The sequence below is a fragment of the Flavobacterium sp. IB48 genome, assembly GCF_016405855.1.
GTDB classification, from domain to species: domain Bacteria; phylum Bacteroidota; class Bacteroidia; order Flavobacteriales; family Flavobacteriaceae; genus Flavobacterium; species Flavobacterium ginsengisoli.
The window spans coordinates 53,937-69,316 of the sequence record NZ_JAEFCA010000002.1; the positions used below are offsets into that span (position 1 = coordinate 53,937).

The 15,380-nt window shown below is 32.2% G+C and carries 15 protein-coding genes; 2 read left to right on the forward strand and 13 right to left on the reverse strand.

Translation table 11 applies throughout. The annotated features are described in order from the left end of the window. Positions 1 to 41: 41 nt before the first annotated feature. From JC605_RS07345 to JC605_RS07380, 8 genes are all read right to left on the reverse strand, one after another. Positions 42 to 557, reverse strand: coding sequence for a hypothetical protein (locus JC605_RS07345; RefSeq protein WP_198855578.1), 516 nt, complete (start codon positions 555 to 557; stop codon positions 42 to 44). Between the two features lie 190 nt (positions 558 to 747). Then, on the reverse strand, positions 748 to 2,580 hold the full coding sequence (locus JC605_RS07350; RefSeq protein ID WP_198855579.1) for a hypothetical protein: 1,833 nt from the start codon (positions 2,578 to 2,580) through the stop codon (positions 748 to 750). 78 nt (positions 2,581 to 2,658) lie between these two features. Beyond that, complete coding sequence (locus JC605_RS07355; RefSeq protein WP_198855580.1) at positions 2,659 to 3,759, reverse strand: AI-2E family transporter; 1,101 nt, start codon at positions 3,757 to 3,759, stop codon at positions 2,659 to 2,661. A gap of 101 nt (positions 3,760 to 3,860) precedes the next feature. Further along, positions 3,861 to 4,391: a mechanosensitive ion channel domain-containing protein gene (locus tag JC605_RS07360; RefSeq protein ID WP_198855581.1), complete on the reverse strand. Its 531-nt coding sequence runs from the start codon at positions 4,389 to 4,391 to the stop codon at positions 3,861 to 3,863. 10 nt (positions 4,392 to 4,401) lie between these two features. Continuing rightward, a complete protein-coding gene (locus JC605_RS07365; RefSeq protein WP_198855582.1) occupies positions 4,402 to 4,986 on the reverse strand; it encodes a Maf-like protein in 585 nt (194 codons plus the stop codon). Further along, on the reverse strand, positions 4,979 to 5,905 hold the full coding sequence (locus tag JC605_RS07370; RefSeq protein ID WP_198855583.1) for a geranylgeranylglycerol-phosphate geranylgeranyltransferase: 927 nt from the start codon (positions 5,903 to 5,905) through the stop codon (positions 4,979 to 4,981). The genes JC605_RS07365 and JC605_RS07370 overlap by 8 nt, the downstream gene beginning before the upstream one ends. A gap of 82 nt (positions 5,906 to 5,987) precedes the next feature. Beyond that, positions 5,988 to 6,515, reverse strand: coding sequence for an HAD family hydrolase (locus JC605_RS07375; RefSeq protein WP_198855584.1), 528 nt, complete (start codon positions 6,513 to 6,515; stop codon positions 5,988 to 5,990). Continuing rightward, positions 6,499 to 7,260 (reverse strand): Rossmann-like and DUF2520 domain-containing protein, encoded by a 762-nt coding sequence (locus JC605_RS07380; RefSeq protein ID WP_198855585.1) that lies wholly within the window; start codon positions 7,258 to 7,260, stop codon positions 6,499 to 6,501. The genes JC605_RS07375 and JC605_RS07380 overlap by 17 nt, the downstream gene beginning before the upstream one ends. Before the next feature lie 289 nt (positions 7,261 to 7,549). On the opposite strand from JC605_RS07380, the gene ccsA reads away from it, so the two are divergent. Then, positions 7,550 to 10,765 carry a cytochrome c biogenesis protein CcsA gene (gene ccsA, locus JC605_RS07385; RefSeq protein ID WP_198855586.1) on the forward strand — a complete coding sequence of 1,072 codons (3,216 nt, stop codon included), beginning with the start codon at positions 7,550 to 7,552 and terminating at the stop codon, positions 10,763 to 10,765. Positions 10,766 to 10,835: 70 nt separating this feature from the next. On the opposite strand, the gene JC605_RS07390 is transcribed toward ccsA, so the two are convergent. The 4 genes from JC605_RS07390 to JC605_RS07405 all read right to left on the reverse strand — a co-directional run bounded on the left by JC605_RS07390 (position 10,836) and on the right by JC605_RS07405 (position 13,369). Then, positions 10,836 to 11,564: a DUF3667 domain-containing protein gene (locus JC605_RS07390; RefSeq protein WP_198855587.1), complete on the reverse strand. Its 729-nt coding sequence runs from the start codon at positions 11,562 to 11,564 to the stop codon at positions 10,836 to 10,838. 18 nt (positions 11,565 to 11,582) lie between these two features. Then, a complete protein-coding gene (locus JC605_RS07395; RefSeq protein WP_198855588.1) occupies positions 11,583 to 11,966 on the reverse strand; it encodes a DoxX family protein in 384 nt (127 codons plus the stop codon). An 84-nt stretch (positions 11,967 to 12,050) separates the two neighbouring features. Then, the gene (locus JC605_RS07400) at positions 12,051 to 12,839 is read right to left on the reverse strand and encodes an anti-sigma factor domain-containing protein (RefSeq protein WP_198855589.1); all 789 of its coding nucleotides are present in this window, start codon (positions 12,837 to 12,839) and stop codon (positions 12,051 to 12,053) included. Then, a complete protein-coding gene (locus tag JC605_RS07405; RefSeq protein WP_198855590.1) occupies positions 12,839 to 13,369 on the reverse strand; it encodes an RNA polymerase sigma factor in 531 nt (176 codons plus the stop codon). Before JC605_RS07405 ends, JC605_RS07400 begins: the two co-directional genes overlap by 1 nt. A gap of 787 nt (positions 13,370 to 14,156) precedes the next feature. On the opposite strand from JC605_RS07405, the gene JC605_RS07410 reads away from it, so the two are divergent. Next, complete coding sequence (locus tag JC605_RS07410) at positions 14,157 to 14,744, forward strand: glutathione peroxidase (protein WP_198855591.1); 588 nt, start codon at positions 14,157 to 14,159, stop codon at positions 14,742 to 14,744. 122 nt (positions 14,745 to 14,866) lie between these two features. On the opposite strand, the gene JC605_RS07415 is transcribed toward JC605_RS07410, so the two are convergent. Further along, positions 14,867 to 15,364 carry a GNAT family N-acetyltransferase gene (locus JC605_RS07415; RefSeq protein ID WP_198855592.1) on the reverse strand — a complete coding sequence of 166 codons (498 nt, stop codon included), beginning with the start codon at positions 15,362 to 15,364 and terminating at the stop codon, positions 14,867 to 14,869. Positions 15,365 to 15,380 lie beyond the last annotated feature (16 nt).

The following is a 15,380-nucleotide window of genomic DNA, read 5'->3' on the forward strand; positions in this document are numbered from 1 at the left end:
AAAATTGATACTCTCTTATATTGATTGCTAATAATTTAGCATTATCTTCTTCCGTGACCTCTTCCATGATCATCATGCCCGTGATCGTCATGGTGTCTATCGTGTTTGTCATGCTTATCGTAATGTTTGTAGTCTTTACGATCGTAGTGACGACGATCATTGTAGCCATATACTGGTCTTGGTTTGTATGGTCTTTGTGGAGCTCCATGATATCCTTTATAGTATTTCACTCTGTGACGGTCGAAATAAGTATAAGGAGTTCTACCATGATAATCTGTCAATACTACTTTATAACCTCCATACAAATCATAGTTTCTATATTGTCTTGGCAAGTAACTTGCTCTTACCCATCTTCCTCCTCCGAAATAGATAAATTGAGACGCACGAACATCGTAATAAGCTTCAATATCTGGAAGATAATAATATTCCATTTCGGTATATCCGACTGGTCCCCAAGCAGGTGGGTTTCCTATATTCACGTTTATCGATACTTGGGCTTGTGTGGCGTTTGCAACCATTAGAAATAATCCGGCGATTGCTAATTTTATCGTTTTCATCTTTTGTTAATTTTATAATGTTAATCTTGAATAGGGATATTCATATACTGTGCCAAAAAATAAAAACAGATGTATTTTGTCGGATAAAAATGCATTTCAACGAGTAACCAAAACGTTATAAATACTTTAATTCGTTGGTTTTTAAAGTTTTATTTCATTTTCGAAATTCTTCAAAAAAAAAAAACAAAAATTACTTGTAATTGACAACTCTTGGTTTTGCAAGTTCAAAGCTTTGAAGTCCATAATCAGTCGTTTCAAAAGTATTTGTTTTAAAGACATTATCTCCTTGTTGTGGAATACTTGGATAATAAGAAAGCGAAAGCTGGAAAGAACTGAAAACCAAATAATCATTACTGATTAATAGTCCGATCGTTAATTTAGAATAAGGCTTGTTTTTGGTCATAGCGATTTCAGGACTTCCTAAAACCGCGATTGAATAATTAAAAAATGGATTTAAACGGAAACCTAATAAAGAATGTGGAGAATATGTCTGTGTTTGCAATGACAGAACAGCTTTGCTTGTTCCGTACAAATAACTATTAAATCCTGCCAAGCCATTTTGCCCGTTAATGTTTAATTGATCTCCAATAATATCGTCTCTATTTATTCCAATTACGACTTCCGGATTTACGAATTGTCTAATCTTCCATTTTCCTATGCTATATAACTTAGTAAAATAATTGGATTCAAACAAAAATGAGGTTTGATAGGTTTTCGACTGATGAAAGAATGTTCCCGCTTCAAAATTCATGCTCAGAAATCCCAAACGGTAATAATTTCCAAAAGAAAACTGGGCTCCAACATAGGGTCTCCAAAACGTATTTTTATATTGATATCCAAAAGTGACTCCATATATTCGTCCTATTGGAACGTCTTCAGTTTGTCCATTTCTAAAAATGTAGCTGTCTTTTATAAATTTTCGCGTATTTAACCCAATTCCGCTAAGAATTAATTTTTCAGAAGAATAAAAATGATTCGGGTCATAAATTTCCGAAGGCGTCTCACTATAATTTACATTTAGAAAACGTGCAGTCGTAATTAAATTCGTAATAGCTTTATTTTGGTCTTCGTACATTTTAAAAGCACGACCAACCCAAACATCTTGCGAAGTATATTTTTTAGGCTGATAGGCAAAAGTAGAATCGGGTGCTTGCAATGTGTCTCTCCTAAAGCTTTCGTCCACATAAAATCCTCCTGCCCATTTAGTCAAAGGAGAGTAGAAGTCTCTTTCAATATCTATACTTTTAATATAATTATTGTCTAAATCCATATTGTAATGAAGAACTGTTCCTATATAAGTATTTTTAATATTTGGGATTGTATAAGTTGCATCGTTGGCAGTTCGACCGTCATCAAAACGGTTGGTAAAACGATATTCTAATTGCTGTCCGCTTCCAAAGAAATCTTTTTCCTTAAAACCAATCGACATTTGATTACTAGAAATCGAAAATCTCGGAATGGTACTCCAGGAATCTAAAACGCGAATTGTTACATCTACAGAATCTGAGGCTTGTCCAACACTTTGATTGGAGATTCTAACAGCAGTTACATAGCGTTGCGCACGAATTAAACGTTCAGACTCGAGTACTTTATATGTATTGTAAGGAGTGTTTTTCTTAAAAAGCAATAAATTATAAATTGCTATTTTTTTCGTTTTTAAATGCATTCTATTACCCATTCTTTCTCCCCAATTTTTAGGCACTTGATTCGTATCAGCAACAGAATAGCCAAAAGGATCTAGAGTGATAATATTGATTTTTCTAATGATTTTGCCATCGTAATTGGTTGAATCAATAGGAACGAGCAATTCTTCTTTTTTCTTCGGTTTTTTAGATCTAAAGAATAATTTATGCATTGCCTGCGTAAATTTATTTTTCTTAGAATAATTTCTAATTCTAGTGTATATTTCTGTAGTGTCTTTTTGAGTTTTTGGCTCTTTTTTAGTTTGATCTACCTGCGCATATCCGCTTTGCAAACAAAAGCACAACAAAATAAAAATCAGTATTTTTTTTTGTAAAGACATTCGGTAGTTTTCTTCTAATAGTTTAAAGTTTTATGAATATAGGGAATAAACAAATGCTATGCTAGCATAACGTTCTTTTTAATTTTCTGTTGTAATTTTTCTTTTTCTCCAGACAAATTTCCTCGGAACATGATTTCCCATAAGATATCCCCAAGCAGAAAGCGAGTCAATTCGATCAAAAATAATTTTAAGAATTGCTAATAGCGGAATTGCTAAAAACATTCCCGCAATTCCGGCAGCGGCACCTCCAACAATAATTCCCATAATAGAAACAAAAGCATTTATTTCTACTTTAGTATTAATAATTAACGGAACAAGCAGATTGTTATCAATAAACTGAACAATAATATTTACAATTAGAATTCCGAGAATTACTGAAATTTCTCCAGATCCTGTTAACGATGCCAGCACTGTAATAACTCCAGCAATAAAAATTCCGATATAAGGAATCAGATTTAGAATTCCTGTAATCAATCCGAGAAGAATGAAATATTTTACGTCAATAATCCATAAACCTAAACCAGTTAATATCGATACCACGATCATTTCTATAATTAAACTTACAATATAATTATTGATAGAAACTTTAATCTGAGACAAAATATCCTGCAAAACCGCATGGTTCTCTTGTTTGATTAATTTGGCAAAAAACAATTTAAAATGTTCTTTATAAATTAAAAATAGAAAGGTGTAGACGATCATAATCGTGCTATCTAAAAGAACATCACTTATGGAAATGATAAATGACCCTAATTTAGCCTGACCTGTTTTAACAGAGTCTTTTGTAACAGAATCCAAATATTTTTTTTGATCGCCAATGCTTACCTCAAAATTTTCTCTGATAAATTTATGAATTTCAAGAATAAAAGAATTTGCATTTTTCTTTATCGTCTCAAAATCATTTGCCATATAAGTCGCTTGATAAGAAATGAAGACCAATACCGCCACAATTACAGATATAAAAATAGCGAGGCAAATAATTGCAGCGAGATGCCTTGGCAATTTAAGTTTTGTGTTAAAAAAAGTAAATATCGGAAGCAGTAAAACGGCAAATAAAAACGCCATTAAAACTGGTGTAAGAATATCTTTTCCGATGCAAAAAATAAATGCAAAACAAATTAAGGAAACAAGAATAAAGGAAAGTTTTGCATAAAAGGGTAGTGTTACAGGCCGAGTCATTTTAATTTTATTTAGCTGAATTTATAAAACAAATATTACACTTTATTTGTCTTTTTACGTTCTAGCTTTTCTCGTGCCCGTTATAAAATTCCCATTAGAATTTAGTCAAAAAACTCGCGTTCTTCATGCTTTGCAGGAATAATTGAAATTCCTTTCTGAAGTAGTAAATTGTTAGGGAAAATTATTTTTTCTCCTTCTTTTGTTTTTAAGCTTACATGAAAAGTATTAATGTCTTCTATTTCAGCTTCAATCGGAAAATCTTTATCATGAATTTTAATGGTGTCTCCAATCCTAAAAGGAAAAGAGAAAAACAGAACCATTCCTGAAGTAATATTGCTCAAAATAGACCATTGCGCAAACATGGCCACACCAATTACAGTTGCAATAGAAGAAATCGTAATAAAAATATCTTCTGTCTGAACTCCCCAGATTATTATCAAAATGGTTACAAGAAGTATATTCATTAAAATATTAATATACTTAATAACCAAATTGGTACGATGTTCAAATAATTGGCTTGTAGCCGCAAAACGCCTTATTAGTTTAGCAATTACTATACGCAATACAATCAAAACTCCAATAAGAATGATTGTTGCGATTATTTCTCGGCTATACTCTTTAAAAGAAAACATAAATAAATTTTTAGACTAATTTAGTCAAAAATTCGTAAACTTTGGCTGTCGGAAGCCCCATTACATTGGTATAAGAGCCTTCTACTTTTGCAACTGCCATAAAACCAAACCATTCCTGAATTCCGTATGCACCAGCTTTATCATAAGGTTTGTAGTTTTCGATATAATATAAAATAGCTTCGTCAGACAAATCGTTGAAAGTTACTTTTGTAATATCGTGCAATATAGTAGAAGACTGTGCTGTTTTAAAACAAACAGAAGTGATTACGTCATGCGTTGTATTGGACATCGATTTAATCATAGCAAAAGCTTCTTCAGCGCTTTTTGGTTTGCCTAAAGCTTTATTTTGATGCCAAACAATCGTATCGCTTGTTACCAAAATTTCATTTTCTAGTAATTCGCCTTCAAAAGCATTCGCCTTTAATTCGGCAAGATAATCAGTTATTTCAGCTGCTTTTAATTCTGGCGGATAAATTTCCTCGATGTCTTTTAAGCGAATTTCAAAATCAAGATCTAAATCCTTAAAAAATTGCTGTCTGCGAGGCGAACCCGAAGCTAAAATGATTTTATATTTTTTTAGTTTTTCTTTAAGCATTGTATTTGATATTTAAGGCAATAACCAGAATTGATAAAATTCCGAAGAACAAAATAAGTTTTAAAATGGTGCTCAAGTGATGAAATTCTTTTTGAGATTTTGCACTGAAAATTTTAACGATAAAATAAAGTAATGGTGCCAAAACTGTAGCAAAAGCATAAAATACAGCAATATAAAGCTTATTTTGCATAAGGTAAGTGTTGCAATAAAGTCCAGAGATAATAAACGCAACGATAGCAAAACCTAAAGCAATTTTTGCAGCTCTGCTTACCCCAATTGCAACAGGCAAAGTATTCATTCCCATATTATAATCGCCATTTACATCTTCGATATCTTTTACAATTTCGCGGATGAAATTAATTACAAAAGCAAATATGGCATAATCGCTTAGAATTGAGAATAGACTTGCCATTTGAGCTTGATTTTCGGCTGTTGTAGCAGGAAAAAGATCAAAAACACCAATTATTAGTACGCTTGCCGCTAAAAGCAAAGCCACAACAAAATTACCTAAAAGCATAATTTGCTTGAGACTTGTAGCATAAAAATACAAAAGTGAGGCAATTAAAATAAAAAGTGAAGCAAAAGTCGGTCTCATGATAATATTCGACAGAATAAAACCAATGGCGACTCCAGAAATATTCAAACCTATATAAATATTGTAAGCAGCAGATTCTGTGATTCCTTTACCAACAACAACATCATTTGGTTTGTTTATACTATCTGTTCCGACATCGAAAATGTTATTGATTACATAGCCTGCAGCAGCAAGAAGTACAGTGCTTAAAACTAACAATCCGTATTGCCAATCTGCCAATGCCAGCGGAACTTGTTGTTGTTTTAAAAAAGCATAACGAAAAAGCAACTGCATAAATGCAAGCATTAAAAGGTTTTTGTAACGAATAAGATTTAGGAATTTCATTTTTTTAGGTTCTGAGGGGCTAAGATTCTAAGATGCTAAGTTTTTTCAATTAACAATTTATAATTAACAATTCACAATTAGATTAATCGTGTTTTCCGTTAAAGTACTCCATCCATTTTCCTTGTACTTTCATTACTTGTTCGATAACATCTCTTGCAGAACCGCGTCCGCCTTTTACGTGCGAAATATAACGGCAGATATTTTTAATTTCTGGGCTTGCATCTTGCGGACAAGTTGGAAGTCCTACTAATTTCATTACATGAAAATCTGGAATATCGTCTCCCATATACAGTACATTTTCAGGTTTGATATTGTTTGACTCGCAATAAGCCGTGAAAGTTTTTACTTTATCAGGAGTTCCTAAATGAATGTCATTTATACCCAAATTACGAAGACGAATACGAACGCCTTCATTGCTTCCTCCAGAAATAATGCAAACATGATAACCGCTTTCAATTGCAGCTTTCATTGCGTAGCCATCACGAATATTCATTGTTCTTAACATTTCACCTTCATTGGTTACAAAAACAGAACCATCTGTAAGTACGCCGTCTACATCAAAAACAAACGTTGTGATGTCATTCATTATTTCTTTATAACTTTTTCCCATTATGCTGTATAGATTGTGTTAGGATTTTATAGATATTTTTTTTGTTTTCGTCTTGTAAAAAAGCCATGTGCGCATCAGTTGTAATAGAATCATGCCGTATTGCCGGTCCGGTTTGCGCATCAATAGGATCTAATGTATTGATTTTGTCTGCTGTTTCCTGAATTAAAGGTTTTAAAACAGCAAAAGGAACTTGATTTTCTTCACAAATTTCATGTCCTATTTGGTATAAATGATTCGTGAAATTGCTAACAAAAACGGCAGCAACATGAAGTGCTTTGCGTTGTTCTGAACTAATAGAATAAACTGCAGTCGAAACGCTTTTTGCAATGGTTTCCAATAGTTTAAAATCGGCTGTGTTTTCAGCTTCCAAACAAAAAGGAACAACAGAATAATCTAATGTTTTGTTCTTAGAAAATGTCTGCAACGGATAAAAAACACCACGGCGATTTTTCGGATTTAATAGTTCTATTGAGGATGTTCCAGAAGTATGAACAACTAATTGATTGTTAAAAGGAAGTTCATTTGAAACCTCTGTAATCGCATTGTCAGAAACTGAAACAATATGTAAGTCAGCAGGTTCTAAAGCTTTAAAATCTGTGACAATCTTTTCAGAATCAATCAAATGGAGAAGAGCTTCTTTCTTACGAGAAAAAACCTGTTTAATTTCAACAATTTTGCTGCCAGAAAAAGCTTTTATCAAATGTTGTGCGACATTGCCCGAACCTATTATTGTTATCTGAATCATGAAAGCAAAATTAGTATTATTTTTTTTAATGCTGTTGTGTATTGAGTATACATAAATGCTTTTTTGAAGTTTTTATTGTTCTCTATTTTTTGTTAGAATCCTAACACTTTCTATAAAAAAGACATTATTTAAAAATAACATCTTTGTTTTGTAAGTTTAAACTTTATATATTATCAATTTGTTTGAAAAATAGTCTTTATTTTTGGTTTTTATTAACAAAAGCCAAAGCCTGCTAATCAACATTTTTAAGTACTTTTGTCGCACTTTTATACAATGTAATCCCTAAGAAATGGATAAAAAAATATTCTCCTTTTTGTTTTCTACACGTTTAATGGCCGTTCTTTTTTTAACATTCGCAATTGCAATGGGTGTTGGAACTTTTATCGAAAGTAAATACAATACCGATACAGCCAGAATACTAATTTACAATACTTGGTGGTTTGAAGCGATTATGGCCATCTTTGTGATCAATTTCTTCGGAAATATCAAAAAATACCAATTGCATAAAAAAGAAAAATGGGCAAGCCTTTTATTGCACCTTTCTTTTATTTTTATCCTTTTGGGAGCTTTTATTACTAGATATATTAGTTACGAAGGAATGATGCCAATTCGCGAAGGAGCGGCAGAAAACCAAGTTTATTCAGACAAGACATTTATAACCATTTTTGCTGATGGTGAATATAAAGGCGAAATGAAAAGAAGGGTTTTTGAAAAAAGTCTTTTACTTTCTCCTGTTACCAATAATGATTTTAGTATTTCAGGAAAATTCGACGAAACTCCTTTTGAAGTTACCTATTCGAAATATATCATGGGAGCTAAAGAAGTGGTTAAGCCAGATCCAAACGGAACTTTATACCTTAAACTAGTTGAAGCCGGAGCAGGTGGAAGAGAAGAACATTACTTGAAGGAAGGTGAAGTTCAGAACATTCACAATGTTTTATTCGCTTTGAATAAGCAGACAGACGGTGCAATTAACATTAATACAACTGGAAAAGAATATACAATCCAGACTCCTTTTGAAGGGGAGTTTATGCGAATGGCAGATCAATTTAAAGGAAAAGTTACAAAAGATAATGTGCAGCCTTTAATGATGCGTTCGTTATACAGTATTGGAGATATTAGAATTGTATTTCCGGAGCCTCCAATGAAGGGAAAAGTAGATTATGAATCTCATAATGACTTTAAAGCAAAATCTCATTCTGACGCTTTAGTAGTTAAAGTAAAAGCAGAAGGGCAAGAAAAAGAAGTAATGCTTTTTGGTTCTAAAGGACAAGTGGGAGAGGCTAAAACAGTTAAAATTGGTAATATTGAGTATTCTTTATTCTACGGAAGTAAAGCTTATGTTTTGCCGTTTAAAATTCGTTTGAACGATTTTATTGCTGAGAAATATCCTGGAACAGAAAAAAGTTATTCTTCATACAAAAGTAAAGTAACCGTTCAGGATTCTACAGAAACCTTTGATGCAGATATTTTTATGAATCACGTTTTAGATTATAAAGGATTCCGTTTCTTCCAGTCTTCATTTGATCCAGACGAAAAAGGAACTGTTCTATCTGTAAACCATGATTTCTGGGGAACTAACATTACTTATTTTGGTTATTATTTATTATATATTGGTTTAATGGCAATTATGTTTACAAAGAATTCTCGTTTTGGCGATTTGAAACGTAAGCTTGAAGCTGTTAAAAAGAAAAAAGAAAAACTAATTACGATTTTAGTTTTAATGTTGAGTTTGAGCAGTTTTGCGCAACAGTCGCCACATGTTCACTCACATGATCATGATCACGAGCATTCTGCAGATCCTAATGATCACGCAAATCATGTTACTGCGCCGCCAAGTAAAAAGCAATTAGATTCTTTATTGAATATCTACAAAGCTCCGGAAGCTCATGCTGCAAAATTTGGACGTCTGATTATTCAGGATGCTGGAGGTAGAATGAAGCCAATTAATACGTTTTCATCTGAATTACTTCGTAAAGTAAGCCACGATGATAAGTATAACGGAATGAACTCTGATCAGGTATTTTTATCTATGACGCAATATGCTCAGGTTTGGATTCAGGTTCCTATTATTTACATCAACACAAAAAATGATAGTATCCGTAAGATCATTGGTATCGATTCAAAAGATAAATACGCACCGTTTGTGAAATTCTTTGATGAGCAGGGAAATTATAAACTATCACCATATTTAGATGCAGCTTATAAAGCAGCAAATCCAAATAGTTTTGAGAAAGATTTTGTGGAGACCGATAAAAAAGTAAACTTAATGGAATCGGCGTTAAGCGGTAGTATTTTAAGAATCTTTCCAATTCCTAATGATCCCAACCACAAATGGGTTTCTTATTTAGAGCGTGAAAGTGCTGGTTTTAAAGGAATGGATTCTACTTATGTGAAACAAATTCTACCTTTATATTTTAGTGCTTTAAATAACGGTTCTATCGAAAAAAACTTTGATACAGCTGATAATTTAGTAGAAAGTATTAATGGTTTTCAAAAGAAATTTGGTTCAAAAGTAAGACCAAGCGAGCAAAAAATTGATGCAGAGATTGCCTACAACAAATACGATGTATTTCAGAAATTACCATATTGGTATATTACAGCGGCAAGCTTTATGTTTATTTTTATTATTGTCAATATTTTCTTTGAGAAGAAATGGCTTCGTATTACAATAAATGCATTCCATATTATAATTGGATTATTATTTGTGCTTCATACATTAGGATTAATTGCACGTTGGTATATTTCTGGGCATGCCCCTTGGAGTAATGCTTACGAATCTATTGTATATGTATCTTGGTCAACTATGTTCTTCGGATTGGCTTTTGACAGAAAATCAAAATTAACGGTTGCTTCATCAGCCTTCGTTACAGCTATGATTTTAATGGCGGCATACTTAAACTGGATTGATCCTGAAATTGCAAACTTACAGCCAGTTCTTAATTCATATTGGTTAATGATTCACGTTGCAGTTATTGTGGGTAGTTATGGCCCGACTGCATTAGGAATGATTTTAGGTTTTGTATCATTACTATTGATTTTGTTTACAACCGAGAAAAACAAAGCTAGAATGGAACTGAACATTAAAGAGATTACGTATATCAACGAAATGTCTTTAACAATTGGTCTTATCATGTTGACTATTGGAAACTTCTTAGGAGGACAATGGGCCAATGAAAGCTGGGGACGTTACTGGGGATGGGATCCAAAAGAAACTTGGGCTTTAATTTCGATTATGATTTATGCTTTTGTAATTCACGCCCGTTTTGTTCCAGCTTTAAGAGGAAAATGGTTCTTTAATTTAATGAGTATGTATGCTTTTGTTTCGATCTTGTTTACCTATTATGGAGTAAATTTCCACTTAGTTGGTTTACACTCTTACGCAAGTGGAGAAGCACATTCATTAAACTGGATTTACTATTGCTTGATTACAATTTCTATAATTGGAGCGGTAACCTATCCAAAGTACCGTAAATACTATAAAACTAAAAAAGTTAAGAAATAAATAATTTACAATAATTATTAATTCATAAAAAAGGTTCAACATGATGTTGAACCTTTTTTTATATCAAATTTTAAAGTTTGCCAAAGAAGAGAAGTACAATCGCAGTTATTAGAAAAAAGCAAATTAGAAAAATAAGATGACTCAACAGAGTTAAGAAAAATGCTTTGATTTTAGACATTTTATTAAAAAACTGCATATTTGTCCAAAAGATTAAAATAATGCCAATAACATACATTACATTGTTGTACTGTGCTATATGTGAAGTATGATTTAGAAAAATCAATACTGGCATTGTTACTAATTGTACAGATATTCTTTGAGCCGCCTTAAAAGTATTGAGTACAAAAAGTTCAACAAAATTATACCCCTGTTTTCTAAAAACAAGATAAGTGCCAATAGTATAAATAGGAATTGAGCCTACTGTAACCCAAGAAAAATGCGTGGCAAACCATTCGTTTATATAATCAGAATCGATATTTGAAGTCTTTGCCGCTTCAAAAGTATTAATGTGAAAGTAATGATATAAAAGACCATAAAGCGTTGCAAGGACCACAACCAAAGATAAAGGCTTAAAATGATGAACTCTTTTTCCTTCAATAAATTCTCGGATAGAATGCCCAGGTCTGGTAAATAATTGTTTCAAAGAATACAAAATACCTTTATCAAAATGCAATAAACCATGCTGAATATCATGCCATAAAAAATGAGCATTAATTTTGTGCGTTTCTGCAGCCTGACCGCAGTTGTTGCAATAATGACCTTTAAAAATCTGATGACAATTTTTGCAAATGATTTCCATTAGAGCTCGGTATTGATTTTATAAATTATTTTTTTTGACGCCATTAGGATACATAATAGCCAATAATACTATTATCAGTAGAAAATTATATTCAACACCATTTCTTCCGCCTCCTACAACAAACCAGCCTTCTTTAAAATGCACTAAAACAATTCCCATTATGAGGACAAAAATGGTTACAAAACCAGCAAGTTTAATGTATTTATTAACCAATAAAAGAATGGCTGCAACTACATGTGACAATTTAATGCTCCAAGCAAGAATGACACCATAAGGAGCAAATCCAATTTGATTGAGAAAAAGATTTCCAAAATCATTAATGCCATTATTAAACATTCCGGAAACAGAATGGGTGAGGAGAATAATCGCCATTGCGATTCTCAAGAGTAAGTTTGCGTTCATAAATTGGTTTTTGGTGAATTAAAAATAATAAAAAAACGCATATTACTCTGAATATGCGTTTTAGCTTTTTATAAAAGATTAATTTTAAACTTTTCCTAAAGTATAAAGTTGTGTCATTGTTGGAGTTGGACTTCCGCCGGCTGGCTCTAAAGTAATTCCAAAAGCTTCTGCAGAATCGGTTTGACTTACAGCAAAGATTTTTTGTTTATTCCCTTCAAAATTATCCAATAAACCAATGCTTGTTGGTGTAAGAACAGGACTTAACTTTAAAGACCAAACCTGATAAACCATTCCTTTTGGAGGAGCTGGTAAACCTGCCGCATCGATATAAGTGGTTTTAGTCTGCTTATTCCAATATACTTTTGCAAAAGAAGTTGGCGAAACAGCCTGACCGCCAAGAGTTACACCAGTATTTTTAATATCTCTAACAATACTCAAGTTTTTCTCGGTTTGCTTATTCTGTTGATCTAAAAAGGCATATTCGCGCTGAATTTTGTTCTTTTCATTTCCAACAGTAGAAATCGCTTCTTTTGTTTTTGTCAATTCTAAAGTCTGATATCCTAACCCTAAAAGCAATAGCACTGCCGCAGCCCAGCCTACATATTGCGACCAGTTTGATGCTGGTTTCATGTCAACTACTTTTCCGTGTTTAAGTTCCAGACGAGCTTTAATTTTTTCGAAATTCTCTACAGAGTGGAAAGGAGAGAAGCTAGAAGAAAGCGCAATGACAGCCTTTTCTATCGAGATAATTTCCTGATCCATTTCTGGGTTCTTTTTTGCCATTTCGGCAATTTCGAGATTTTCTTTTTCACTTAATAGACCGTAAACATACAGCTCTAAAATTCCTGATTCTATATATTCTTGTGCTTCCATTATATCTTCAAATAATTACGTAAATCGTTAATACAGTTTCTGTTTTGTGTTTTGATAGTTCCCAGTGGCAGTGCCAATTCTTCTGAAGCTTCTTGCTGGGTATATCCTTTAAAGAACAATAAATTAATTATTTCGATACATTTTGGTTTTAGTTTTTTTACAAATTCCTGAATTCCAATTGCATCAAGTTTATGACTCAATTTATTGCTCTCGTCTAAGAGATTTACGAAATTATCTGATGAAAGGTTTTTTTGGCTGTTGTTGTAGTCTTTAGAACGAAGTTTATCTATCGAGGTATTCCTGGCTATATTTAAGATCCAAGTATAAAATCGGCCTTTGCCTTCATTGTAGGTGTCGATGTTTTTCCAGATTTTGACAAAAACATCTTGAAGCACGTCTTCTGCTTCTTCTCGATTTTTGATTAACACATGAATGACAGAAAACAGACTTTTTGAGTACATGTCGTACAAATGCGTAAAAGCTTTTTCGTCTTTTTTGTAAATTAAAACTAGCAGTTCTTCTTGACTCATAGATTTGGATTTTTAAGTTTAAACATTAAAAGTTAAGATGTTATTCGCTAACTGTTATAAAGATAATTTATTTTTTTCTGATATTTTTTATTTTTTTTAATAGCCAAAACCCTAAGAAAATAAAGGGTTTTAAAAAAAAGTGCATTTTTTTTCACTTTTTTTAAAACCAAAAACAATCCTATTACGTAAATGTATTTTATAAGGTCAGAATGATCTTATAGAAAGCCAAAAGTAAATTAGAAAATCTAGAAAGCTGTTGTTATAAAATTATTATAGAGAATATGGATAGCAAAATAATAATGAAAATATTAATAGTTGGATTAACAACAGTTTTGACATTGATCGTTTTTACTAAGAAGGATTTTTTAAAAGACATTTTGCCAAATAACAGTAATAATGCTGGGCAAATGCTGAGATAATAAAGAGAAAGCAAAAGATATTGAATAGTTGATGCACTCGGACTTCCAGACCGAAGATTTTTTTAATATGTCTTTCGGATATTTTAGGATTTAAATTTACATCAATACAAGCCATTTAAAGATATTTTTGAAAGCCATTTGACATATTGGGGGGAAAGAAATTTTCGAACACAACCGAGTCATCAACTATAATTTATAAAAGATTGCATAATAATTAATTCATGGTTTGATTTGTTTGTATGGGGGGAAGCCTAACGTCTGATTAACGTTAGGCTTCATTTTTTATTTAACTTTTGATTGGCAAAAATTAAAGCCTCAAAATAGTTTTTGTAAAATGGATTTTAGCTAATTTTATAAAAAATTATACGATGAAAAAAATACTATTTATACTATTTGGAGCTACAGTTTTGTCTGCGACAGGATTAAATGCTCAAACCAGTACAAACAAATTATCTAAAAAAGATAAAACCATGGCAAAAGAAACAATTTACCAATTTAAGGTTGAAGATTTATCAGGAGACACTTTTGACTTTGCTTCTTTAAAAGGCAAAAAAATCTTGATTGTCAACACTGCTTCAAAATGCGGTTTAACACCTCAGTACAAAGATTTAGAAGCAGTTTATAAAGAATATAAAGATAAAGGTTTTGTAATTGTTGGTTTTCCAGCAAACAACTTTGCATCTCAAGAACCAGGAACAAATAAAGAAATCGAAACGTTCTGCCAACAGAATTACGGAGTTTCTTTTCCGATGATGAGTAAGGTTTCAGTAAAAGGAAGTGATATGTGCGAAGTATATAAGTTCTTGACCGAAAAATCTAGAAATGGCTTGCAAGATTCTGAAGTAGAGTGGAATTTTCAAAAATACTTAATCAATGAAAAAGGTGAATTGGTTAAAGTAATTAAACCAAAAACTTTAGTTACAGAACCTGAAGTAATTAATTGGATTAAAAGCTAAAAAACATTAAAAAAGCCCAAATTTGCATCTTCAAATTTGGGCTTTTTTTTGTTCTAAAGTTTCAAAGGTACAGGGTTATAAATACTTTGCGTCCTTTGCGTAATTCATCGCGTCCTTTGCTGTTAAACTAAAATAAGTTGCATAAAAACCAAATCGAGCCAGTGATCAAATTTGTATCCAACTTCACGAATTGTGCCTGTAGCAACAAATCCGAATTTTTCATGAAAAGCAATACTTCCTGCATTATCGGCATCAATTGCACCAATCATAACATGATAACCTTGTTCTTTTGCCAAACGAATTAATTCTGTCAAAAGTTTAGAGCCAATTCCTTTTCCTATTATATTATCGACCACATAAACAGAATGCTCAATAGTATATTGATAGCCAATTTTTTCTCTAAACTGTCCGTAACTTCCAAAACCAACCACTTCGCCATCTAAATCGGCTACTATTACAGGAAGATTCTTAGCTGTTTTATCTTCAAACCATTTGGTCTGAACTTCTAAAGTTTGAATTTCATAACTGTAATTAGCAGTTGTATGCAAAATAGAATGATTTACAATTTCTAAAATCTTTTGCAAATCGTTTGGTGTTGCAGGTCTTAATATAATGCTCATTGGTAATTGTTGTCGT